This window comes from Bacillus mojavensis (assembly GCF_012648005.1).
Classification (GTDB): Bacteria; Bacillota; Bacilli; order Bacillales; family Bacillaceae; genus Bacillus; species Bacillus mojavensis.
On record NZ_CP051464.1, the window covers coordinates 3,245,436 to 3,270,229 of the forward strand.

The following is a 24,794-nucleotide window of genomic DNA, read 5'->3' on the forward strand; positions in this document are numbered from 1 at the left end:
GAAAGAGCTTCATGAGAAGAAGGATCAGTTCACCATTCTAAAAATAACCCACGTCCAGATAGGACGTGGGCTTTATTCGTTTCTTAAAGGTATTTTTACTCGAACCTCTGCTCCACCGGCTATAGTGTTCCCAAGAGTAAGTTCTCCATTATGAAGATTCACTGCATTTTTTGCAAAAGTCAACCCCATTCCATAATGACCTTTAGAATGACGGCTCTTGTCATCCATATAAAAAAGTTCTGTGGCTTTTTTTAACCCCATTTCTGAAAATCCATTTCCCGTGTCTTTTACAAAAAAATAAAATATCTCAGAATCGCATTCTGCATGTACCGAGACGGTACCGCCTTCCGGTGTATAATCAACTGCATTTGTTAAAATATTCAATAATGCCCTATGTAACAATTGCCAGTCTATTTTCGCTTCTTTCATTAGATTTTCTTTTTTGAACGAAATGTTTATATTTTTATTTCCTTTATAGGCGGATATATCTTTCACTAGAGCTTCTGTCAACTCATCTACAGATGCTTTCTCCAAATGAATCGTTAAGGCATCCTCCGTTTTCGAAAGATGAATCAGCTGATAAATATATTGTTCAATTTGATTTCCTGCTCCAAGAATATACTTTGTATACTCAGCTTGTTCTTCGTTTTGCATTGACAAGCTGAGTAATTCAGCATTCCCCTTAATAATGGTGATCGGAATCTTGATATCATGTGCCAAAGCACCTATTTGTTCTTTCTTGTTTTTTTCTAAACGCCACTGTGCCTCAAGTGAGGACTGGAGAGCATCTCTCATTTCAATCAACGAGTCAATCACATCATCGAATTCCTTAATATGTGTAGGTTCGGGAGTGAAGTGCAAATTTTGCTCTTTTATATATCGAGTGATTACGTTCAATGTCTCAAAATGTTTTCTTAATCTATTCGCAAAGTAAGTTGTTATGAGAGAGATAACTATAATGAGCAAGATAATCAAAATACAAATACTCGTTAATTCATAATTAGGAAGGTATTTTCTTAGTAAAGGCGAACTGAAATCGGCACGCAATGAATATTGCAAAACACAATATTCATTGTTTCTTTCTATAACCAAATATCCTTTTTGCTTATAATTGACATACGGTTTTTTTTCAATCTTCTTTTTTACCAGCTGCAGATCTTTTTCTTTAATAGTTCCAGCTGTTTTTTGTTTTGTTTCTTTGTTAAGAATGGCATATGACATTGTATCAGGAATCATATCGGCAGTTACTTTGTCGATGGTTTCCAACTTCGGCGCAAGTTTTTCCGCTTCTCGTTCATTATAATTCGCTGGGTGTGAGAAACCTGTATTCATTGCTATCGTATTCATAAATATATATAGCAGGGCAAGTACGACCAAGCTAATACATAGGGTCACCATATACTTTACCAGTTCTCTAAGAAGCGTTTTCCGGCCCTTAAAACCTATTCCCATTTGTATCCAACGCCCCATACCGTTTTAATGGGATCTGCATTATGCTCTTTACATTTTTTTCGAATCGTTCGAATAAATTCAGTAATTGTTGAATACAAGGCATTCCCCTCTAATCCATATATCTCCTCGTAAATTTGTTCTCTCGAAAAAGTTCTCCCTTTATGTTGAGCTAAAAATTCACAGATTTTATATTCATTTTTTGTTAGGTTGAGTTTGTTGTTATTGATAAATACTTCTTTACTATCAAAATGAAATAAAAAACCGGAGATCACTCTCTTCGATTGATGTTTATCTCTCCGTTCTCTTCTTAAGTGAGCATTAACTCTGGCACTAAGCTCTCTAACGCCGAACGGCTTTGTAATATAATCATCTCCGCCGGTAATGAGGCCTTTTACTATCGCTTCCTCTTCCGTTTTAGCTGTGAGGAATAAAATCGGACAATCAACCAAAGGCCGTATCTGTACACATAACTCAAAACCGTCAATATCCGGCATCATCACATCTAACAAAATTAAATCATATCCTTGAAATACATCAGGCGGCTGTCCATGAACATGATCTAAAATGTCTACTTGATGCTGGTCACGGCGCAAAATATTTTGTATCAGTACAAGAATATCTTTTTCATCATCGACAGCAAGGATTTTTGCCATTTCCCGGCCCCCTCATACTATTCAAACGTTTTTCTGCCTTCCCATTTACTAAACCATATAAGACTGGCAATGATTGTACATATTATACCAAAAACCAGCATCAATACCCCTGAATTTATTTCATGCATTAATAAAGGATTATCCCCTTGATTTACTTCTTTAAAGTGAAGTACTCCATTTAAACTTGACAATCTAATACCCCAGGCCCATGGGTTAAATTTCCATATGGCATCCCCTAATCCAGTGTTCATTAGAGCTGTCATGAGCAGGCCTGCTCCTCCTATCAGGACAGAAGCCCCCATTCCAAACATACAACTGATAAAAAAGTAAATACAATACAGAACTACACTGCCTGCAACTAGCCAGGCACCACCCATTATAAAAATATCGTAAGACAAATCCGGCACTTTTAAAATAAATTTTAATCCAATGAAATAGATGAATAGTGCTAAACCAATAGAGCAAATCTCTAAGAAAAGCAGCATGAACACTTTACTCACATAAGCAACGATTTTCGGAGATGTGCTCCCTAGTAACACATGAAATTTCCCTGCCTGTTCTTCTAAGGATGCAGTCATTCCACATAGCACCCCGATGAGCAGCGGTAATGCAACTGCGGTAGCTTCCATAAAAGACTTATAAAGGTGAAATTCACCTTGATCTCTTCCGTAAAAATACAAAATCAATATAACTGAACAAACAATAGGAATGATAAGATGCAGCCACAAAAAAGAGGTGTGCTTGCTCTTCTGGAAATCAGCTTGTAAACACCTCAAAAGCAATTTCACCTTACATCGCCTCCCGCTTATTCATTTTGTAATCAGTTGAAGGGGCAAACGAACGGCTGGTCAGAAATGCCAGTATCAAAAAAAATAAAATTGAAATCACTATAGCAGGAGGCACAACCATCCAACTAAGCAAAGGATCATTGTTTTCGAGCAGCAAACCGTTAGGATGTATACCAATGGTTGGACACATCATTCGAATTGGCCAGCTCCAAGGAATGAACCACCAAAAGGAACGAGATGCCGGCATAACACCGAGAACTAACGTCCCTATGAAATTTAACATTACCGCCATTGTAAATCCCCACTTTTTTGCCACAAATAAACAGAGCGGAATTTGCCAAAGACTTGTCAACCAAAGCAATAAGCTCGCGGCAACTATAGAAAGCGAAATGATGGAAAAATCAGCTATAACGAATCCCATGAGTAACATAAAAACTAAAAATACAACCTGAGATAATAGTGAATATATTGCAATAATAATAATTTTAGCGTACCATAATTTCCCTAGATCTATAGGCAATGAATACGTACCGTTATAATGAGAGGCCTTTTTTTCTTTTTGATGAGATAAAGAACAAAATAAAGCAATCATCACTGGCATAAATATAATAGACCACCAGTTATAAGTTCCTGGTACAAAAAATTGAGTGTTCATTAAAAAAGAAAAACCTATATTAAGAAGAGGTACAAAGATAATCATTTTTCTGGAAAACGTCCTCTTAAACTTTAGGTTTTCGGCTTTTATATAATTTATCATCTTTTTACACCTTCTTTTTCACGAGTTGACTTTACAACTTCCATAAACAAGTGCTCCAAATCATCAGCCTTGTTTATTTCACCCTGGTACCCAAGATGACCGTCGATGATAATCCCAATATGATCTGCTATTTGCTCGACTTCTGAAAGTATGTGACTAGATAAAATCACCGTTATACCTTCCTGAGGAAATGAGCGAATGAGGTCCCTGAGCTCTTGTATACCTATTGGATCTAACCCGTTTGTAGGTTCATCAAGAATTAATAGTTTAGGATGATTTAATAAGGCGATTGCAATTCCAAGCCGCTGCCTCATCCCCATCGAAAATTGGCCTGCTCTTTTCTTTCCAGCATGCTGCATATCCACAGTCTTTAGCACACTGTGTATGCGATCTTCGGAAAGACCGAGCAGCGTGGCATGTACTTTCACATTTTCAAATGCAGTTAAATTATCGTAAAGAGGCGGAGCTTCTATTAACGATCCTATAGTTTGCAGATCAGATCGTTTCCATTTATGTCCATCGAAGAAAACTTCACCTGAAGTTTTCCGTAAAATTCCTGTTAAAATTTTAAGCGTTGTCGATTTTCCAGCTCCATTTGGTCCCAGCAGACCATAAATGCTGTTTTTTTGAACAGTTAATGAAACATCTGCCACAGCTGTCTCTTTGCCAAACTTTTTTGTAAGACTTTTGGTTTCTAATAAGACTGTACTCATGTCACACTCTCCCTTATTCCTTTTCATTCTTTATTAAAACCGCTCGATAATACTCACGATTAAACTCAACAATGATTTCATCTTTGGCATCAGAATCTTCGTTTGTACTATAAACCTTCCCATAGCGTAATGGTTTTTTCTCTCTAATTTCATCCGGGTTATTAGAGATATACGGTTCTTTCAATTCTTCTTCCGACCATCTCTTTCCACCACCATCTACAAAGAAAGTTTGGCCTATTGCCCCTATTACTTTTCCTTTTTTGTCTTCATCAACTTTATCTTTCAACTGATAAAGTTTATCGTCATAGACCACTTGATCAAGTTTTCCCTTATCAATCAGGCTCTCCATTGTTTCCGATGTATCGTTTTCGTTATCATCAGTAAAATGCATTGTTTTTTTTGTTTCTTCAACAACTTTATCTTTAAACTTTGTTAATGATTGACAAGCAGATAACATAAATAAAACAATAAAACAGCCTAAAATGTTAACACTTCTTTGCAAAAACAACATACATCACCTCAATCTTATGAATTTTCCTCAATAGATGTTAAGCAATAATGGATTCTTCACCGCCATGAATCCATGTATATGAATCCTTTTTTTTCGGATGCAGACCATTCTAGAATACTTTTATCAAAATTTAATCAAAAAAACATTTCCAACTGGAAACTTTAAGCATTTGGGCGGCCATTGCCATGATCAATGCCAAATAAAAAAAGTGCGATCAGGTCACACTCCTACTCTAGGTGAGTCAATCTCATTTATTAATTTCCTAATAAAAATATGATGTTCTTAGAAATATTCTTAACCATAAAACCTGGTAAGTACCCTTAAGTCCTTCATCCCTTGTCTGCATTTGAGGAAGAGACTGGAATTTTTATTGGAATGTTATTCAAAACGTATGATCGAAAATAACCGTTTTTCCGTTCTACAATTGTGTTCCTCCTTAAAGCCGAATATAAAAACGGGTGTGAATATAAACTCTTTCACACCCGTCGTTTTTTACTTCATTTTCTTGTCCCGACTCTATGAAAATAAGTATGTATAACACTCAGAAGTGCAAGGAGCCAGAGCAAGGTAATGCTAATGGTTTTACTTATTTAGAGATTTTGCAGTTACAAGTTAGTGTTTGAAGGAAGCAAGTTTGCAATGCACCAGTTACACATCCTGGTGTACAAAGTGATTCACTTTTCCATTGCGGAGTGATTTTTGAGTCTTGTTTAGAGACTTTCACAACATCCAAATCGAAATCATCGAACTTTGACATATTGGTCACCTCCTTTCAATACCTAAATAGTAACAGACAAATATCAAGATTTTATCATTTTTTCCTTTTTTTATTAAATCAATAATGCTTTTGTCCAATCTGTTTTTGAGCCTAATTCCATATTTAATACCCCTAAGCCTACACCTACAGCTCCATCCAACAAACCAACGTACTGCAAAGGTACTGCTTCGTTCCCTTCCATTGATTCATAGTTATGGAATCTAAAGATATAATCCTTGTCATAGTAGCTCATGATCTTTTGTTTAATCTCTTGAAGCTCTTCCTTAAAATACTCCTGTCCGGTGAGTTGATTTACAGCAAGCAGAATCTGACCGATACCGCTGTAACCATGACATATGGTAGGTGAAAAAATTCCCCGTATATCAGATATTGTGTATCTTAAATTCTGTACTCCGATATTTACAAGTTCAGTATTTTGAAGTGCTTTTCCGGCTTTAACAAGCGCTAGACATACACCAGGTCTTCCATAACACCAAGCATCTCTGCTAAAATTTACTGCGTTTGGCGGAGATCCGTATTGATACTCCTCAAAGCTTATGATTCCTTTCCAAAACAAGCTGTCTTGCTCTTTTTCAGAAAATTCCAGTAGGAAATTCGCCATTTTTTCAATCGCACGTTCTTGTCCCTTTACTTTAATTCCCTGCATGAGTGCTGAAGAGAGAACACAAATAGGACCAGGTATCCCATGTGCTAATCCCATATTAAAATTGCCGTAAGGATAAGCTTTTTTTTCAATATCAGTAAACTGATGTTGAGATGGAATATGCCATCCAGGAACTTTTTCTCCATCCACGATAATGTCTTCAGTTAACCTAACGAGATATTTCAGAATATCAATTAACAAATCTCCCATAGCTTTATCTTCTTGAAATAACAGCAGATAGTTTGCAATTCCGCTAACTCCTTCTATGACATCGTAGTCACTCATACACACTTGCCGCTGATCAAATTCAGTTAACAATTGAGGTACGGTTTCAGCCAAATATTCGTTAATACTAGAAATCAAACCATTGTAATAGGTGAAACGTTGCGATAAACAGACTGCTGCCAGTCCAATGCCAGCTGCTCCAGAAAACATTGAAGGAGTATGCAGCCCTTTTTCTTTTATTTCATTTACTAAAATCGATAAATATTGATGTCCTATGTCGTCCCATCCTTCCTCAGGAAAATGAGCGTGCAATTCGCCATACAGCATACAAATGCCTGGTATACCATGACTCAAAGCAGTTGATTTCCAAGGTATAAGCGGAACTTCGCCAATGCTGCGAAAGTTATCTTTTTGATTCACTATTTCAAGCACTTTATCGTAATTAGAAATTTGACGAGCCATTTCTTTCACAATTTCAACTTCTATCCTTGATACAGTGCCTCTTTCCATTTACTGCCTTCCTCCTCCAGTGGATTCATATAGTTCTCGGATTCATCCATTTTTTTATAAAGCGGACATGTTTTTAATAGCTCTTCATGTGTGCCTATTCCTACAATCTCTCCTTTATCCATAACAATGATCCGATCTGCAAGTTTAGCAGCAACCAATCGATGAGAAATAAATATTCCTATTTTATCTTTTGACAAACTGAAAAAAGTATCGAAGGTTTCTTTTTCTGCAATTGGATCCAGCGCAGAACTTGGCTCGTCCAAAATATACAAAGAAGCTTCCCTAAAATAAGCCCTTGCCAAAGCAATCTTTTGCCATTGTCCACCAGATAGCTGTCTTCCTTCATCAAACCATAGTCCGAGCTGTGTATCGAATTGATAGGAAGAGTGGCTTTTTAAGAAATCGGCCTTCACAGTATCGAGAACTTCATGCATTTTGTTTGTTTGATGTAGTTTGTCAATTTGGCCGAATCCTACATTTTCTTTTAATGTCATTTCGTATTTCATAAAGTCTTGAAATAGCGCTGCAATTTGATTCATATAACTGTCCATATCCAGTTCTTTAATATTTATTCCATTAATCAAAATGTCGCCATGCTGAACTTCATATAAGCCGGTAAGGAGCTTAATGAATGTACTTTTCCCTGATCCGTTTGGTCCAACAATGGCTACACGTTCTCCTTTATGCAATGAAACGTTAATATGTTTCAGTGTCTGTTCTCCTTGATTGGGATAGATAAAGCTGACATTTTGAAAAACAACAGAATGAATAGGCTCAACAATCGGCTTCTTGTGACCTTGACTTTTCTCTTCTTTTAATTCCAGAAATTCATACAATTGATTCATATAGAGATTGCTGTTATAGATCGAATAAATGCTTGTCATGATAGATTGTGAGTGATTTTGCACTAGCGAAACCGATCTGATATAACTCATTACATTACCGACCATTATTTTTCCCGCAAAAGCAGACATGATGGCAATAAATATAATGACAGCTCCAACTAATTGCACTGCAATCTCATATATTAGGTTCAATAAAGTTTTCTTTCTTAATATCTTTGTATCTTGTTCTATAAATGATTTTTTGATATCCCAGTACTTGTTTAATAAGTAATCCTTAAGGTTATACAATTTTAATTCTTTAAAAGAAAAATCATGTGTGAGTATATAGCTGATATACCAAGATTTTCTTTCTTTCCCTGCCCGTTTCCAGTGTATGAAGAATTCTTCTTGTCCAATTTTCAAGAAATAGAATAGAGAAATTACCGGAATAACTAACAACAGGAGTGAGACTTTAGGGTTCCATGACATTAAAAACGCAATTGATGAGAGTAGCGTCACAAATGATGTGGTCATTGTAATGATGGCTTGAATAATCTGATAGGGCTTATAACTGATCTCTTTCGTTACCCTCTCTAACTTGTCATATATTTCTGGATTTTCAAAATCCTTGAGAGCTAAATTACTGCTCTTTTTCATGACTTTATAGTTGAGTTTATAACCAATATTTAATTGAAATTTACCATTATAAAATTCGGAAATCTGAGAAATGAGCTCCGAAAAAAAAGATACCCCAAGATATGTCAAGAAAATTGTGATAACAATTGAAACATCTTTCCGGATAGTCACAAGGGAATTAATCAGTTCTTGTGAAATATATAGTGAAACAATTGGCAGAATACCGGTAATAATACTGAATGCAATCAACTTTAAAAACAGTGATCTTTCTAATGTGAAAATCAACTTGAACGTCTTAGGCATTTGTTTCATGATAAACAGCAGCTCTTTTAGCTTCAGTTGTTCCTTTACTTCCATGCTAAACTACCATTCATCTTTTGATATCGTTGCGCATATAAAGAATGTCTGCATAGGGTTAGAATTTTATTTTCTAGTTCTCTGTCGGTTCCGAATAAACGATTGCAATGCAGATGGATGACACTTCCTATGCGTGAATAAACCTCATCTTTGTTATAAAATGCCTTTTTGATTAAACATGCATAATGAGCTGCAGCCATTTTTCTTGCTTTCAAAGTTTCATATAACATACCGCCATCACTTGTTTTCTTGAGATTACCCCAATCTCTGTCAGAATTGCATATCTCAATATACATTTCTCTATCCTTTTTAAATTCAGTACGATACTCATTCTGTAAGGAATTTCTTTCTAAAAAAGTTAACTGTTCTTCAAACGTTAGCTCGAACTGTTCTAAAAACTGTATAACCGAAACCATGCCTGCAATTTCCTTGCTTATCGTAATATCTTTCATCCGGTGCATTCTAATCATCATTTCAACAACTTTGCTGTCTTCACAGAAAAGCTGTTCTGCAGCCTCCATAAGGCTTAGCCCGCCATATCGTTCTATCTCCCGCTCGTATTGAGTGATAACAGACTCTGAAACCAGTCCTTTTTCTCTTAAGCTTTTCAGCCAATTCAATAATTGGGGAAACAAGCTGTACAGCACTTCGGCTTTTCCATTAAATCTAAGTCTTATATGAGGCTTTGGATCCCGATACCTCATAAAGAAATGTCTGACTGGATATTGATCAGAAATCTGGTTATAAAAATCCGCTATTTCAAAAGCAATAAGCTCTTCTTCCCTTGTTTGTTTACAATAAAGCTTGATAAACAGCCAGTCTTCAAATGGCATTTTTATTCTGTCGGAACCACTTTCCTCTATTGCGTTAAGAACCGGTAAATACAATGGTTTTTCTGGTTGTTTTCTGAGCAGCGGAACGACGATTTCTCCTGAATAGACATTTTGGTTTCTATCCATTAACGCATCTGCATCATGCTCAGCAGCCACAAGTTGTAATGGCTGGTTATGGTTCGTTTTTTTCAGTTCCCAGAAAAAAACATCCAAAGTACGATCATTCTCTATATCAATCATTAATCGATTGTCTGCGTTAACGATATAAAATGTTTGCGGCAGTTCATAAGTACGATGAAATTCAAAAAAAGCAGATTTCATCTCTTCTAGTGATGAATTCGAGTGCATGCTTAAATCATTTTTGTATATCAGCCATTGTTCACAAGATAAGGTTATCTCTTTATATTTGATTTCAGGAATATACTTGAAATCACTATAGATGCCAAACCACGGGAAATCATTCCATTTTCTTTTACCATCTCTTGAAATCTCTAATAAAAATCGTACAGCGTTGGTCATTAATAAAGGATTAAACATATGATTTGACTCAAAAGATAGAATTTCGCCAGTTGTTTTATGTCTAGCATAAAAGATATGGTCTTTATTGATTCCAATTAGAACATCTTCAGCTTTGACGGAATCATTGAGATGCAGAGCACTGTTCGTAAAAAGAGACATCTCTTTTTCTCGATAGCTTACATTTCTTGTTACATTTCCAGACCTAGTTTGATTAGGCACAATACTCAGTTCGCAAACTTTCGTATTACTCTCTGTTAACTCTTTCTCCTTGTTATGTAAGGTCTTTATGATTTCACTGATTGAATCAGACATATGAGAAAATCTCCCAAATGTTTTCCCTGCGCGGGTAGATCCGACGTTGGGGCCTAAATAAAGCTTAACTCTCCCATTTCGTAATTTAACAAAGAAATTTAGTTCCAATGATAATGGAATTTCTTCATCAGCAATTTCAGAGTTGCAAATTCTATGGAATGTTTCGTCGTCTAATTGAATAGGAGCTTTCTTTCTAACTGATTCAAAATACTTTCTCATGAAAAATTGTTTCATTTCCGGTGAAAATTGCTCCCCAAATGATGTTTCTTCAAAGAATTCATTAGCAGGATTCGTGTACGTAGCAGGAGCACCAATGCCAGTGCTGGAACATAGCATTTCTAAGAGAGGAACTTCTCTTTCATATCCATAGCGTTCCAAAAATACATTTTTGTATTTTTCCAAGTGGTCTAATTTATTGGCAGAGGGAGAAGCCATATAAGTAAACATGCTTGCTAATTCACTTATGGCGAGAGATGTTTCATTATCTAATTGAATGGAAGAGTCTGCCAGACCAGCGTCTACTTGCAGAGGAGTTGATGCCTTTACGAGTTTATTCATAGTTTCAATCAGATTTAAATATTGATGCTCTCCCTCTCCGATAGTGATCCGATTATATGCATCTATCTGATATTGAATGTTCTTACAAGCCTGAATGAGTTCATTTGGAATATGGCTGCTTTCCGCTTGATCAATTAAATACTGAAATTGATCTGAAACAGTCATCGGCGGCCGTAAGTTTGATATAAGGAACTCTTTGTCAATAAGGTCTGCTACGTACTGATTAATTTTATTTATTGGAGTATTTGGATAGTTATCTATCAAACAACGGATTATATCTTGATATGAAGTAGATTCACCACACAGTTCATTTATCAAATAAAAAACAGATGTCGCTCGAACACTAACTTCTTCAGATTTTCCATCTGTGCTGTACAACAAGTAAGCCCGGTCACCCTTCATATAACAAGCGGAATTTAATGTAAAAGAAAGTCGGGCGGTGTATTCGTTTTCCAATTTTCTAATTAACTGGTAGAGCCACTCAAAATCAACACGAGCCTTTTTGTAAAATGAATGTTCATTAAAAGATAAGTGATTTTTATCAGAAAACGACCCTATACCTACTGAAGAAAAAAGGCCAAAAGGTGTGGTTCTTGTTGCTCTTCTTGTTGCATACTTCAAAATGGCCTGTTGAAAGTTGCGCTTTTTTTTCCCTTTTAATTTATCCGGCGCTTGCAGGAAAGTATGTATTGTTTCATATAGTGTCCTGCTAGATACCAGTATTTGTTCCCGAAATAATGAATCGTTGCAAAGGTCATGTAATAACTGATCGATATCCTGAGAATTCTCATTTTTTAAGTCTTGATGTACTAAAGGAACCCGAATCATATAATAATCTGTAGGTGTATATAAGGATTTCATATTAGTCTATAGCCCCCCATATTTATCCGCTTCATAATAAAAACAATTCTACATCCCTCTGCTCAGTCCTCCACATTATTCTATTTGAACCAAAATTTTTACAATACTCTATTTTTACTATACATTCTAAAAATCAAAAAATATCAAGATCCACCCAGTAAATACCATAAAAAAAGGACTCTTTTCCCTCTCAGAAAAGAATCCTTTTTGCTTAACTCTATACACTTATTACCTTTCTTCTGCTTTTTTGTTTCACCGGATTCAACAACCTTTCAATCCAGGCCATTATCAAATCTGCTCCTATGGCTATTACCGCAGTCGGAATCGCGCCTGCTAGAATAATCGCCGTTCCGTTTGTGGCGTTTGACCCTCGGACAATCATATCCCCAAGGCCGCCAGCGCCGACAAATGTGCCGATGGCTGTAATGCCGATGGCGATGACGAGAGCCGTTCGAAGGCCTGCCATAATGACAGAAAGCGCGAGCGGGAGCTCAACCATCCGAAGAATCTGGAATTTCGTCATCCCCATCGCTTTTCCTGATTCTAAGGTTGCGTGTTCAATGCTGACAATGCCTGTGTACGTGTTTCGGATAATCGGAAGCAGGGAATACAAAAATAATGATAAAATCACGGTGTTTGCACCGATCCCCATAACAAGCATCAAGACTGCCAGCATGGCGAGCGCCGGAATCGTCTGAATGACATTTGTAACGGCGAATACCCAACCTGACAAGCGGCGGAAATGCGCAATGAGGATCCCCACCGGAACACCGACGACAGCGGCAAACAAGACGCCGTAAGCCGACATGAGAAAATGGCGGCCGAATTCTTCTATGACGTAGCTGCCGTTCTGTGCATAATACGACATTAACTGTTCAAGCACATTCATTGGTCAATCCCCCTTTCACGATTCGAAGTAGTGATGCTTTTGCAAATATTCCTTGGCAACGACAGACGGTTCTTTTAGGTTACCGTCGACTTCATAGTTGAGCTCCTGCATCGTGGCTGTATCGATTTTTCCGATCATTTTTTGAATGATGCTTTCCAGTTCAGGATGTTCTTTCAGCACCTGTTCCGGAACAACCGGAGAGCAGTCGTACGGCGGGAAAAATTGTTTATCATCCTTTAGCATTTTGAGATCATAGGACTTAATTCTCCCGTCCGTGGAGTAAGCGAGGATAATGTCCATTTTTCCGCTTTTTACCGCGTCATACACAAGCCCGATCTGCATTGGATACGTGCCGCCGAATGTCATGCCGTAGGTTTTCGTAAAATCCTGATAGCCATTCCCCTTCAGCTTCATCCAATAGTTGTCGACGCCCAGCTTTAATTGCGGCGCCCATTTTTTGACGTCTGATACGTTTTCTAAATGATATTGGTCCGCAAGCTTCTTGCTGACGGTAAAGGCATACGTATTATCAAACCCGTAGGAGTCATACCATTTTAAATCATATCTTTTTTTAAACTCCCGCTGTGTCAGCGCCAGCGCTTTGTCCGGATCTTTTTCAGGTTTCATCCTCAGCGTGCCTGTCAGCGCGTCACCTGTATATCTTGTGGCCGCTATATCGATTTCTCCGTTCAATAAGGCCTGCTGCTGTACCGCGTTGGAGCCTAGATTTTTAATGGTCGTTGTTTTTAGATCCGTATGGTGTTCGATCAGCTGGCCAAGCATGCTGGCGATGATTTCTGATTCACTCATGCTTTGCGCGCCGATTTTAATGGTCTGGTCTGAAGCGGCGCTGAGACCTGGAAGCGAACAGCCGCTTAGCATCAGCATTACTGCGAGCGGTAAACCGATCATCCACTTGAGATATTTTCTTTTCATGAGCCGCCTCCTTATGAAACTTCCTTTAATCTCTGCATGCCGGCAGGTGTCAGTTTTCGTTCAGTTACTGACAGCACATAATCAATGACAATCGCCAATATCGTGACAGGAACCGCTCCTCCGATGATATATTCCGGCTGATATAAATTCAGGCCGATGAAAATATAATCACCCAATCCGCCGCCGCCGATAAAGGATGCAAGCGTCGCCCATCCAATTAAATAAATCGTAGATGTTCTGATCCCCGCCATGATGACGGGCGCGGCAAGCGGCAGTTCCACGAGGCGAATCTGTTCAGCAGCCGTCATCCCGATGCCTTTTCCTGATTCAAGCAGATTTTTGTTAACGCCGCGAATCCCGGTATACGTGTTGCGCAGGATCGGCAAAACGGAATAGAAAAACAAGGCCGCAATAGCCGGGACTTTTCCGACTCCCAAGAGCGGGATAAAGAAAGCGAGGATTGCCAGACTAGGCAGCGTCTGAATGATATTTACAATACCGATAATGGTGCCGGCTCCTTTTTTCATTCTGGTCAGCACAACCCCAAGGGGCACAGCGGCAGCAACGCCTAAAATGACGGCGATGAGAGAAATGGTGATATGCTCATATGTTTTGTAAAGCAGCTCGCCCCCGTTGGTTTGCAAAAATTCAATGATATGATTCACGTCTTACAACCTCCCTATGACAATATTGCGAGCTGTTTTTCTTCTCCCCAGATAGACTCATATACAATGTCAACCAGGCTCGCTCTCGTCACAATTCCTATTAAACGGCGGTCTTCATCTACAACCGGCACATACTTTACACCCCGTTTTAAAATTTTATGTACTGTATCCCGCAGCAGTGTGCCCCCCAATACGGTGTAGATGTCTTGATGCAGGACCTCGCCTACCAGATTGGCTTTCTTCCGGCATTGATCAATGATTTCCACATCCACATAGCCTAGAAGAACATGGCTGTCATCAACAACCAGCAGCGAGTCGACACGCTCCTGCCTCATCAGCTGGATCGCTTCAGAGAGCGTTTTATCTGGCGTAATGGTCACCGGGTGTGTACTCATCATTTGATCAACCCGCTCAACATCAGGACTTGATGACTGAATCAGGCGCTCCTTGCCGATAAATTCCTCAACAAATTCGTTTGCCGGATTTCTCAGAATATCATCAGGCGTTCCGATCTGCACAATCTCTCCGCCTTTTAAAATGACAATCCGGTCTGCAAGCTTAATCGCTTCATCCATATCATGGGTAACAAATACGATGGTTTTATGTAAGGTTTTTTGCAGTTTTTTAAATTCTTCCTGAAGGGAATCCCGCGTAATCGGGTCAAGCGCCCCAAACGGTTCATCCATTAAGATAAGCGGCGGTTCCGCGGCAAGTGCCCGTAATACACCTATTCGCTGCTGCTGTCCCCCGCTTAATTCATGAGGATAACGGTCTAAATAGTCAGGTCCCATATCGACCAATTTTAAAAGCTCACGCGCACGTTCTTTCCGCTGCTGCTCCGGCCATTTCAGCAGCTTAGGCACAAGTGAAATGTTCTGCTGAATGGTCATATGGGGGAACAGACCGATCTGCTGAATGACATAGCCGATCTTACGTCTGAGTTCTACCGGGTCTTGTTCCATAATGTTCTCGCCGTCAATAAAAATCTGGCCGGCTGACGGCTCAATTAATCGATTAATCATTTTCATCGTTGTCGTTTTTCCGCAGCCGCTTGGACCGATAAAACAGATAAATTCACCTTTTTCAATCTCCAGATTCACGCTGTTCACAGCTTTTTTGCCGCCCTTATATGTTTTCGAGACATTTTGTAATGTCAGCAAACATCGCACCTCCAAAATTAAATTCATTCAATTCGTTCAATTCATATTTAATTTTTCAGACAATTGAATGCTTCTCATTATAGAATAAAGTTTATAAAATAAAAAGTTTACAATTTGTTCATATTATTTATAAAGTATGTGTAAGCCCTGATTTACCCGTATTGACCGGTAATGATCTCCTTATTGCTCCAATTTCCTGCCAAATTCTATGGTTACAGCATTTCCGCCGCATCAAAAATGTGGTATATTGACATCGGAATTGTTAGCTGAAAGGATTGAAACTGTTGGAGAAAGATCCGTTAACGATAATTGAACAGACTGAAGACCACCTCATAGAAAGAATCGCGGAAAACATGCAAGCATTTGGAATGCCCTCTACCGTTGGCCGTGTGCTGGGCATTATTTATATGAATCGCAAGCCGATGACGCTGACGGAATTATCAGATGCGACTGGCATGAGCAAAACGCGAATGAGCCAGGTCGTGCGGGACATGCTCGATGCCAACATCGCCGAGAAGGTGTTCGAAAAGGGCGTGCGAAAAGACTTATACGATGTTGAAGAGGATTACTACCAAACCTTTATCACACTGTTTACAGCCACTTGGAGCAAAGTCGTCAGCAAAAATAAAATGATGCATAAAAAACTCAACCGGGAGCTGCTCAGTATCTTGGATGAAGAGCTTTCTCCTGAAGCGGAAGAAAAGGTGAATGAGCTGTTGAAGGAATTAAAGGAATGGCTCGACTATTACAATTGGCTCGGCCGTCTGATTGAATTTTTTGAGAGTGAAGAGATTTTTAAATATGTGCCGAAACCGTAAAAACGCCCTGTCATGAACAAGGCGTTTTTTTACTAAGCTGCACTGAGCAGTTTTTTCTTCTTTTTAATCGGGCTTAACACGCGTTCAAGCCAGCCCATGACCAAATCAGCTATCACCGCCATAAGGGCTGTCGGGATCGCACCAGCTAATATAATCGCGGTCCCGTTTGTTGCGTTAGATCCCCTGACGATGATGTCTCCGAGGCCTCCGGCGCCGACAAATGTCCCGATGGCTGTAATGCCGATGGCAATGACGAGCGCGGTGCGAAGGCCGGCCATAATGACAGAAAGCGCCAGCGGAAGCTCGACCATTCGCAGCACTTGAAACTTTGTCATGCCCATCGCTTTTCCGGATTCAAGATAGGCATGTTCAATGCTGACAATGCCTGTATACGTATTTCTAATGATCGGCAGCAGTGAATAAAGAAATAACGATAAAATGACCGTATTGGCGCCAAGCCCCATCACTAGCATCAGCACGGCCAACATGGCGAGCGCCGGCACCGTCTGAATCACGTTCGTGACGGCGAAAACCCAGCCGCTTAATGTTCGATACCTGGCAATCAGGATGCCAAGCGGAATACCGACGATGGCCGCAAACAAAACGCCGTACACCGACATCAGAAAATGGCGGTAAAACTCTTGCAGCACATAACCGCCGTTTTGCGAATAGTAAGTGCCAAGCTGCTGTAATACTTCCATTTAATCTGCCTCTTTTCTTAGTCAAAATAATGATGTTTCTCTAAAAATTCCTTTGCCACAACAGACGGCTCCTTCAGCTTGCCGTCTACTTCGTAGTTGAGCTCCTGCATGGTTTCCGTATCAATCTTCCCGATCAGTTTCTGAATAATGCCTTCAAGCTCAGGATGGTCTTTAAGCACCTTTTCCGGAATCACAGGTGAACAGTCATACGGCGGGAAAAACTGTTTGTCGTCTTTTAGGATTTTCAGATCATACGCCTTAATCCGGCCGTCTGTGGAATAAGCAAGAACGGCGTCCATTTTCCCGTTTTTGACTGCGTCATAGACAAGTCCGATCTGCATCGGATAGGTTGTTCCAAACTCAAATCCATACATGCTGACAAAGCCTTTATACCCGTCGCCCTTCCGTTTCAGCCAGGCATTGTCGACGCCCAGTTTATATTCAGTAGCGTTTTTCTTCAGGTCAGACACAGTGTTTACATGCTCCTTTTCCGCAAACTTTTTTGTTACGGTAAAGGCGTATGTGTTGTCAAACCCGTAAGAATCAAACCATTTATATTTAAAACGTTTGTCAAATTCTTTCTGCACGATATTTAACGCTTTTTCTGGATCCTTTTCAGCCTCCATTCCGAGGGTGCTCGTTAAATCGGTCCCTGAGTAGCGCGTGGCGGAGATGTCAATGTCACCGCCAAGCATCGCCTGGTGCTGAACATAGTTTGATCCGAGATTTTTGACTAACGCCGTATTTAAATCCGTATCATGTTCAATGAGCTGCGCAATCATATTCGCTAAGATTTCTGATTCTGTCATGCTTTGCGCTCCGACCTTGATCGTATCTTTGGAGGCGCCGCCAAGTCCCGGCAAAGAACAGCCGCTCAGCAGCATGACAAAGGCGAAAGCGAGCGCGCCGATCCATCTGATTTTTTTCGTTTTCAACACAGCCAACTCCTTAAGAAACTTCCTTCATCCCTTGCAATCCCTTCGGTGTCACTTTTCGTTCCGTCACGGCTAACAAGTAATCAATGATAATGGCTAAGATCGTAACCGGCACAGCACCGCCAATGATGTATTCAGGCTGATACAGGTTCAGTCCGATAAAAATGTAATCACCGAGACCGCCGCCGCCAATAAATGAGGCAAGGGTCGCCCAGCCGATTAAATAAATCGTTGATGTACGGATTCCCGCCATAATAATCGGGATCGCCAGCGGAATCTCGACGAGCCGAATCTGCTCCCAGACGGTCATTCCAATCCCTTTTCCTGACTCAAGCAGATTTTTGTTTACACCTTTAATGCCTGTATACGTATTGCGCAGAATCGGAAGCACCGAATAGAAAAATAAAGCGACGATCGCCGGCACTTTTCCCACACCGAGAACCGGGATAAAAAACGCCAGAATCGCCAGACTTGGCAAGGTTTGCACAATGTTGACGGCACCTATAACCGCGCCAGCGCCTTTTTTCATTCTGGTCAGCAGAACACCGAGCGGCACCGCTACGATAATGCCCAACACAACAGCAACGAGCGAAATGTATAAATGTTCACCTGTTTTATACAGCAGCTCTCCGCCGTTCGTCTGTAAAAAAGTCATCATTTGATTCATGTATAAGAGCTCCTCCCCTGATCAGATCGTCATTAGCTGGTTTTCCTCGCCCCATATGGAATCGTATACGATGTCCACAAGGCTTGCTCTTGTCACAATCCCTGCTAAATGGTGCTCTTCATCAACAACGGGAACATACTTTATTCCTTGCTTCAAGATTTTCCGGACGGTATCTCGGAGAAGGGCTCCTTTTTGCACGGTATACATATCCGATCGGTACACTTCACCAACAACGCTCGCTTTTTTGCGGTTTTGATCAATGATTTCAACATCTACGTATCCCTTCAGCACATTTTGCTCATCTACAACAAGCAGCGAGTCGACGCGTTTTTCTCTCATCAGCTGAATGGCCTGAGAAAGCGTTTTGTCCGCTGTGACCGTGACAGGCATCCTGTTCATCATCTGCTCAACCCGCTCAATTTCAGGTCTTGTCTGGATCAGGCGCTCTTTCCCGATAAATTCCTCTACAAATTCATTTGCCGGATTTCTGAGAATCTCATCAGGTGTGCCGACCTGAACGATTTCACCCGCTTTTAAAATCACAATCCGGTCAGCTAGCTTAATAGCTTCGTCCATGTCATGGGTCACAAACACAATGGTTTTGTTTAACGTTCTCTGCAGTTTTTTAAATTCTTCCTGAAGGGAATCCCGCGTGATCGGGTCAAGCGCTCCGAACGGTTCATCCATTAAAATGAGAGGGGGTTCCGCAGCCAGTGCGCGCAGCACGCCGATTCTCTGCTGCTGTCCGCCGCTGAGCTCGTGGGGATAACGGTCTAAATATTCAGGGCCCATATCAACAAGCTTTAACAGCTCGCTCGCCCGTTCTTTCCGTTTTTCTTCAGGCCATTTCAGAAGTTTCGGTACGAGTGAAATGTTCTGCTGAATGGTCATGTGGGGAAACAAACCAATCTGCTGAATCACATAGCCGATTTTTCTCCTCAGTTCAACCGGGTCCTGTTCCATTATGTTTTCTCCGTCGATAAAGATCTTTCCTGACGACGGTTCAATCAGTCGATTAATCATCTTCATCGTCGTCGTTTTTCCGCAGCCGCTCGGGCCGATAAAACAGATAAATTCACCCTTGGCAATATCTAAATCAATGCTGTTCACAGCTTTTTTGCCGCCTTTATATACTTTTGACACTTGTTCTAATTTCAGCAATCCGTGCACCTCCGCAGGTTTCCATTCATTTTTCTGAAAAGTATAATCTTTATTATAATTTGAACTTTATAAAATAAAAAGTTTACAATGTGTTGAAATTATATGTTATTTACAGATATTTATTGCTATGACTCAAGCAGAGAAGGTGTTCTTACAATTACGCCGGATACCTCTCGCTTCCTCCGCATACAGCTGTTTTCAACAACTGGCAGAAATATGATATATTGACACCATCAATTGCCATTTGAAGGGATGATCAGCTGTGGAAAAAACTGCTCTCGACATCATTGAACATGCTGAAGAGCATCTCATTGAGAAGATTGCCGAAAATATGCATACGTTTGGAATGCCTTCTACTGTCGGGCGTGTGCTCGGGATTATTTATATGAATCGAAAACCGATGACGTTAAGCGAGCTGTCGGAAGCAACAGGCATGAGCAAAACACGGATGAGCCAGGTCGTCCGTGAAATGATTGATGCCAACATTGCCGAAAAAGTGTTTGAAAAAGGCGTAAGAAAAGATCTTTACGACGTAGAGCAGGATTATTACCAAACCTTCATATCTTTATTTGCGGCGAATTGGACAAAGATCGTGAGCAAAAACAAAGTGCTGTATAAAAAATTAAACCGGGAACTGACAGATCTTTTACAAAGGGACGGGCTTACCCCCGAAGCGGAAGAGAAAGTCAATCAGCTGCTGAATGAATTAAGAGAATGGCTCTATTACTATGACTGGCTGAGCCGCTTAATTGAGTTTTTTGAGAGTGAGGAAGTATTTGAATACGTGCCGAAAACAGCTGAAAGCAGCTCCCTGAAGTAAGGGAGCTGCTTTTCTACATGATGAGATGAATAGTGGAAACATCATATATGAGATTCCTCCATGTACATTGGCCTTACCCAGAGGCTGATTCTTCGCAAACGTTTATAGCCGTTCGGAAACGCCACATGCTACAATGAAGTGACTATGTAAATAGGAAGGATGTATCTATATGTTCAAGAAAATTGCAGCAGATGCACTCGGATTATCAGATATCGGAAAAATTATCGAACCTCAGGATTATGACAAAACAGATGCTGATGATTATGTCATGCATGAAGACAACGAAAAAATTTATTTCCTGATTAAAACAAAAGCCGATGAATATTGCTTCACGAATCTGGCGCTGATCCATGTTGACGGCGAACGTGCCACTTCCTCTAAACGAACGCTGAAACGCTACCCTTATTCCCAATATAAAATCTCTGATGTTTTTCTGGAAACTGCCGGGAAAGTCGATTTGGATGTTGAAATCAAGTTCAAGCTGGGCTCTGAACAATTTGATATCGATGTGCATAAAGAGCAAATTGAAAAGCTAAAAGATTTGTATAAAGCCCTTCTCCGTATCTCTGAAACGATCTATGAAAATGACATTTTGATTAATCAGGCTGAACAAAGTCTGGAACGAGCAGTCACCATCCTTCAGCATACCCGCCCTGAGCACGTCAATATTGAAACACAATACAAAGAGCTGACCGAATTTGGATTTACATGGGTCACTTCCGTCCGCTCGCAGTACCATATTAAAGATTTCGGTGACGTATTTGAAAAATATATGAATAACTAGAAAAAAGACACGGGTTCGCATCTGGCAGCCCGTGTCTTTTTCTGATACATAATCTTGGAGAAAATTTTTGGATAGATATTGGTTACTTTTCTACTTTTTTCTTTTATAATGACCTTATTAGTCTATTTTCCCTATATTACATGTAAAAGGAGTCATCATATGTTTTGTCCTCAATGCGGCCATCAAGCAGATGGCGGAAAATTTTGTGAGAAATGCGGATCGCCTCTTCCACGCCAAGCGGGCGAAAATCAAGGAGCACAGGCGGGAGCTGAGGCTGCAAAACAAGCAGCAAAGCAGTTCGGTTCATTTGTCCTGGCTGTTCTGAAACGCCCTTATCAGGAGTGCAAAACAACAGGTGGAGAACAGCTGATCAGCGGAATCATTACAATGGTGCTTTTCAGTTTACTAACTCCGCTGATGTTTTATATTCTTTTTTCAAATGGTCCCGGCAGTGCGAGCTTTACAGAAATCTTTTTCAAGCCAACCATTTACTTTGCCCTTTATATTTTCGGGTTGCATGCATTGATCTTTTTTTCCTTAAAAATCGCGGGAAACCACGTGTCATTTAAAGATTCACTATCCAGATTTGGTGCGTTTCTTATTCCGTTTACAGCTATTTTGATTTTTGCACTTCTATTGTTTTTATTACATACAGATCTTTGTTTCACCGTGTTAGCAATTGGTTTAATCGGCACATTCTTCGCTATTCCCCCTGCGATGCTGAGCAGTTACCAGCATTCGTATAAAGGAAAGGCTGATATCATTTACTCAACCATTGTGATTTATCTGATCACGTGCGTTGCGTTTCGGTTCATCATCGAACATTATATCAAAGAGATTTTCCGTTATATCTTCTTTTAAAAAACAACCCCATCACCTGCTGGTGATGGGGGTTTGTTTTTATTGAATAGATGTTAAATAAATTCTTCCGTCTTTCACTACGCCGGTGTAGGTCCAGTTGTATGTTCTGCGCTTTGTACCGCCGCCTGATTTTGTAATATCAAATTCTTCATATGTTTTAATTGTGATAGTCGAGCCGCTTTGATTAAAGCTTTTTACCTCTACATCAATAAATACTTCAGTCGTCCCCTCGCTGTACAGCTTCTTAACCAATTTCTGCTGATCATTATATAATGAACTTCCTTTTTCCAGATTGCCTTCCATGACCGCAAACTCATTTAAATTCACTGCGGTTGATTGATTTGTCAGATAACTAACCATAAATGATGTCACTTGTTCATCCGTGACATCGCCGGTCGATGGGCTTACGCTTGCTTTCTTGCCTTTTGCGTCTGCCCAGGCTGACGTGTACGTCTCTGCATGATCATTTTTTATTTTCCTTATGTTTGTTCCGGCAGAATCAAAAGTTGATTCCGTATCTTCGAAAATCCACTTTTTCTGTTTTTTATCATATGAAAGCAGATATTCATAGCTCGGGCTTTCATCCGACATTTCAGGTTTCGTATAGTCATTATAATTAGCGGACTGGTGAAGTTCTTTTCCTTTTACCGTCGCCTGCCATGTACCGTCATTCTTCTGGGATAGAGCAAATGTATCCAAATCAAAGTCTGTTTCCAGGTATTTATCTTTCAAGTAAGAATCCGTGTTTTTCATCGAGTCCACGTTCTCTTTTACTTCGGCTTTCCAACTGGCACTTGCCTCTGTCATCTGAGCTGTATTTCCATCAGAAAGCGCTTTGGAATATTGCTTTGTCGTTTTGACAATCGTGTTCATGATTGTTTCTTGTGTGTCTTGGTCAGGAATTAACGTTAACTCCATTTCTTTGCTATCAATCGGCACGCCCGCTGTTTTTGTTTTTCCCCATGGGAACTCCGCTTCGACCGCAGCTGTCATTGATCCGTCTGTCAGAAGCGGGCCGTATGTGACAGATTTGAACGGATCCTTATGAATGGCTTTACCGTTAATGAGCAACTCTCCCTTTCCATCCTTGATGTCATCCGCTAAGCTGAATGTTACATTGTCTGCTTCTAATGAGAGATCAACATGGAAGCTGTTGTCACCAACCGCCTGAATGTCTTCCTTTTTCACAAGATCGACTACATCGTTTTTCAGTTTGGCTGAGACAGTATATTCGCCGGGAATGTACGGTCCGAGGGTTTGTGCTTGATCCGCTTTCTTTATAGATCCTGCATCCTCTTTATTCACATAGAGATCCGTATGTTTATAATTGCTGGTTACTTCAAAATAAACAGGTGCTATTTTTAAATCATAATGGTCAAACACTAGCAAGCTTTTCCCATCTTTCTCCGCGTATACAATATCCTTTTGGACTGTTTCAGCACGCAGCGATGCAAAAAGCTCATCTTTTTTGTCAGGATGATCCTTCAAATATGTAAGAAACGGCTTTACATTATTTTTAGTCAGCTTAAGCTTGTCATTTACCGGCGTAAGGAGAGACGCGATTTGGTCTTTATCTTCCTCATTTACAGCCTGTTCAAACTTGTCGACTAACCTATCCTTTGAAGTCAAGTACGCTCCGGTTTTATATGCGGCGAATAATATGACGCACGCTGCGGCAATGCTGCTCCATAACATGATGGTTTTCTTAGGGATTGGTTTTCGCGGTGCCTGCCTCGTTTCAGCAGTGCTTGCTGTTTCTTTATTTGCCTGTCTGCCGCTCCCTCCGATCGGGGTGCCGCACTCTTTACAAAACTTGGCCCCTTCATTATTTTTTTGACCGCATTCCTTACAAAACATGTGACTTTCCTCCTATTTGTTATCCACTATTTTGTACATATTTCCTATGTTACATATTTTATAATAGAATGGTATGAAATTGGAGGAAATCACGAAAATATCTCTATAAACATGTGAAAAGGTGGAATGATGATGCAACAGCTCACCATTCAAAAAGCGACAAACTATGATCAAGCGCTGTATGAGCTTCTGCTGCTCGCCGATCCGTCAAAAGAAATTGTTGATGAATACATTGCCAGAGGAGAATGCTACACAGCTTATATATCGGGCGAATTAGCTGGTGTATACGTGATCATCACAACTAGACCGCAAACCGTAGAAATCGTTAACATCGCAGTAAAACAAACCATGCAACAACAAGGCATCGGCAAGCTTCTTATCCGCGACGCCATCGAAAAAGCGAAACATATGGGAGCAAAGGTGATTGAGATTGGCACTGGGAATTCCAGCATCCATCAGCTTTCTCTTTATCAAAAATGCGGATTTCGCCTGCAAGCGATCGACCATGATTTTTTTATTAGACATTATGAGGAGGAGATCTTTGAAAACGGCATTCAATGCCGTGATATGGTGAGGCTTTATTTGGATCTGTAAAAAGCACCAAAAAAAC

The 24,794-nt window shown here is 40.1% G+C and carries 24 protein-coding genes; 5 read left to right on the forward strand and 19 right to left on the reverse strand.

Annotation, left to right across the window (positions count from 1 at the left end):
- Positions 1-72: 72 nt before the first annotated feature.
- From HC660_RS17000 to opuBA, 14 genes are all read right to left on the reverse strand, one after another.
- The gene (locus HC660_RS17000) at positions 73-1,452 is read right to left on the reverse strand and encodes a HAMP domain-containing histidine kinase (protein WP_168748759.1); all 1,380 of its coding nucleotides are present in this window, start codon (positions 1,450-1,452) and stop codon (positions 73-75) included.
- On the reverse strand, positions 1,443-2,105 hold the full coding sequence (locus HC660_RS17005) for a response regulator transcription factor (protein ID WP_168748760.1): 663 nt from the start codon (positions 2,103-2,105) through the stop codon (positions 1,443-1,445). Before HC660_RS17005 ends, HC660_RS17000 begins: the two co-directional genes overlap by 10 nt.
- A 17-nt stretch (positions 2,106-2,122) precedes the next feature.
- Positions 2,123-2,893, reverse strand: a complete 771-nt coding sequence (locus HC660_RS17010; protein WP_168748761.1) for a lantibiotic immunity ABC transporter MutG family permease subunit — start codon at positions 2,891-2,893, stop codon at positions 2,123-2,125.
- 1 nt (position 2,894) lies between these two features.
- The gene (locus HC660_RS17015) at positions 2,895-3,650 is read right to left on the reverse strand and encodes a lantibiotic immunity ABC transporter MutE/EpiE family permease subunit (RefSeq protein WP_168748762.1); all 756 of its coding nucleotides are present in this window, start codon (positions 3,648-3,650) and stop codon (positions 2,895-2,897) included.
- The gene (locus HC660_RS17020) at positions 3,647-4,363 is read right to left on the reverse strand and encodes a lantibiotic protection ABC transporter ATP-binding protein (RefSeq protein ID WP_168748763.1); all 717 of its coding nucleotides are present in this window, start codon (positions 4,361-4,363) and stop codon (positions 3,647-3,649) included. Before HC660_RS17020 ends, HC660_RS17015 begins: the two co-directional genes overlap by 4 nt.
- Positions 4,364-4,376: 13 nt before the next feature.
- Complete coding sequence (locus tag HC660_RS17025) at positions 4,377-4,874, reverse strand: NisI/SpaI family lantibiotic immunity lipoprotein (RefSeq protein WP_244956471.1); 498 nt, start codon at positions 4,872-4,874, stop codon at positions 4,377-4,379.
- 586 nt (positions 4,875-5,460) lie between these two features.
- On the reverse strand, positions 5,461-5,631 hold the full coding sequence (locus HC660_RS17030) for a gallidermin/nisin family lantibiotic (RefSeq protein ID WP_003220055.1): 171 nt from the start codon (positions 5,629-5,631) through the stop codon (positions 5,461-5,463).
- A gap of 73 nt (positions 5,632-5,704) precedes the next feature.
- Positions 5,705-7,030 (reverse strand): lanthionine synthetase C family protein, encoded by a 1,326-nt coding sequence (locus tag HC660_RS17035; RefSeq protein WP_168748764.1) that lies wholly within the window; start codon positions 7,028-7,030, stop codon positions 5,705-5,707.
- Positions 7,003-8,847, reverse strand: coding sequence for an ABC transporter ATP-binding protein (locus tag HC660_RS17040; RefSeq protein WP_168748765.1), 1,845 nt, complete (start codon positions 8,845-8,847; stop codon positions 7,003-7,005). Before HC660_RS17040 ends, HC660_RS17035 begins: the two co-directional genes overlap by 28 nt.
- On the reverse strand, positions 8,838-11,930 hold the full coding sequence (locus HC660_RS17045; protein ID WP_168748766.1) for a lantibiotic dehydratase: 3,093 nt from the start codon (positions 11,928-11,930) through the stop codon (positions 8,838-8,840). The genes HC660_RS17040 and HC660_RS17045 overlap by 10 nt, the downstream gene beginning before the upstream one ends.
- Before the next feature lie 217 nt (positions 11,931-12,147).
- Positions 12,148-12,819, reverse strand: coding sequence for an ABC transporter permease (locus tag HC660_RS17050; protein ID WP_168748767.1), 672 nt, complete (start codon positions 12,817-12,819; stop codon positions 12,148-12,150).
- Between the two features lie 15 nt (positions 12,820-12,834).
- Positions 12,835-13,755 carry a choline ABC transporter substrate-binding lipoprotein OpuBC gene (gene opuBC, locus HC660_RS17055; protein WP_168748768.1) on the reverse strand — a complete coding sequence of 307 codons (921 nt, stop codon included), beginning with the start codon at positions 13,753-13,755 and terminating at the stop codon, positions 12,835-12,837.
- Between the two features lie 11 nt (positions 13,756-13,766).
- On the reverse strand, positions 13,767-14,420 hold the full coding sequence (opuBB, locus tag HC660_RS17060) for a choline ABC transporter permease OpuBB (RefSeq protein ID WP_168748769.1): 654 nt from the start codon (positions 14,418-14,420) through the stop codon (positions 13,767-13,769).
- Positions 14,421-14,434: 14 nt separating this feature from the next.
- Positions 14,435-15,580 (reverse strand): choline ABC transporter ATP-binding protein OpuBA, encoded by a 1,146-nt coding sequence (gene opuBA / locus HC660_RS17065; RefSeq protein WP_168748770.1) that lies wholly within the window; start codon positions 15,578-15,580, stop codon positions 14,435-14,437.
- Positions 15,581-15,864: 284 nt separating this feature from the next.
- Between opuBA and HC660_RS17070 the strand changes: the two genes are divergently transcribed.
- Positions 15,865-16,398 (forward strand): GbsR/MarR family transcriptional regulator, encoded by a 534-nt coding sequence (locus HC660_RS17070; RefSeq protein ID WP_168748771.1) that lies wholly within the window; start codon positions 15,865-15,867, stop codon positions 16,396-16,398.
- A gap of 32 nt (positions 16,399-16,430) precedes the next feature.
- On the opposite strand, the gene opuCD is transcribed toward HC660_RS17070, so the two are convergent.
- From opuCD to opuCA, 4 genes are all read right to left on the reverse strand, one after another.
- Positions 16,431-17,099, reverse strand: coding sequence for a glycine betaine/carnitine/choline/choline sulfate ABC transporter permease OpuCD (opuCD, locus tag HC660_RS17075; RefSeq protein WP_010331904.1), 669 nt, complete (start codon positions 17,097-17,099; stop codon positions 16,431-16,433).
- 17 nt (positions 17,100-17,116) lie between these two features.
- Positions 17,117-17,983 carry an osmoprotectant ABC transporter substrate-binding lipoprotein OpuCC gene (gene opuCC, locus HC660_RS17080; RefSeq protein ID WP_168749508.1) on the reverse strand — a complete coding sequence of 289 codons (867 nt, stop codon included), beginning with the start codon at positions 17,981-17,983 and terminating at the stop codon, positions 17,117-17,119.
- Positions 17,984-18,047: 64 nt separating this feature from the next.
- On the reverse strand, positions 18,048-18,701 hold the full coding sequence (opuCB, locus tag HC660_RS17085; protein ID WP_168748772.1) for a glycine betaine/carnitine/choline/choline sulfate ABC transporter permease OpuCB: 654 nt from the start codon (positions 18,699-18,701) through the stop codon (positions 18,048-18,050).
- A gap of 21 nt (positions 18,702-18,722) precedes the next feature.
- Entirely contained in the window at positions 18,723-19,862 is a 1,140-nt protein-coding gene (opuCA, locus tag HC660_RS17090) for an osmoprotectant ABC transporter ATP-binding protein OpuCA (RefSeq protein ID WP_168748773.1), read from the reverse strand.
- A gap of 262 nt (positions 19,863-20,124) precedes the next feature.
- On the opposite strand from opuCA, the gene opcR reads away from it, so the two are divergent.
- From opcR to HC660_RS17105, 3 genes are all read left to right on the forward strand, one after another.
- Positions 20,125-20,682, forward strand: a complete 558-nt coding sequence (gene opcR / locus HC660_RS17095; RefSeq protein ID WP_168748774.1) for an opuC operon transcriptional regulator OpcR — start codon at positions 20,125-20,127, stop codon at positions 20,680-20,682.
- Between the two features lie 169 nt (positions 20,683-20,851).
- Positions 20,852-21,466, forward strand: a complete 615-nt coding sequence (locus HC660_RS17100; RefSeq protein WP_024122878.1) for a PH domain-containing protein — start codon at positions 20,852-20,854, stop codon at positions 21,464-21,466.
- A 159-nt stretch (positions 21,467-21,625) separates the two neighbouring features.
- Complete coding sequence (locus HC660_RS17105) at positions 21,626-22,327, forward strand: zinc ribbon domain-containing protein (RefSeq protein WP_168748775.1); 702 nt, start codon at positions 21,626-21,628, stop codon at positions 22,325-22,327.
- A gap of 39 nt (positions 22,328-22,366) precedes the next feature.
- Here the strand turns inward: HC660_RS17105 and HC660_RS17110 are convergent, their stop codons facing one another.
- Entirely contained in the window at positions 22,367-24,184 is a 1,818-nt protein-coding gene (locus HC660_RS17110) for a zinc ribbon domain-containing protein YvbJ (protein WP_168748776.1), read from the reverse strand.
- 132 nt (positions 24,185-24,316) lie between these two features.
- Here HC660_RS17110 and HC660_RS17115 point away from each other — a divergent pair, with 132 nt between their 5' ends.
- On the forward strand, positions 24,317-24,778 hold the full coding sequence (locus tag HC660_RS17115; protein WP_168748777.1) for a GNAT family N-acetyltransferase: 462 nt from the start codon (positions 24,317-24,319) through the stop codon (positions 24,776-24,778).
- Positions 24,779-24,794 lie beyond the last annotated feature (16 nt).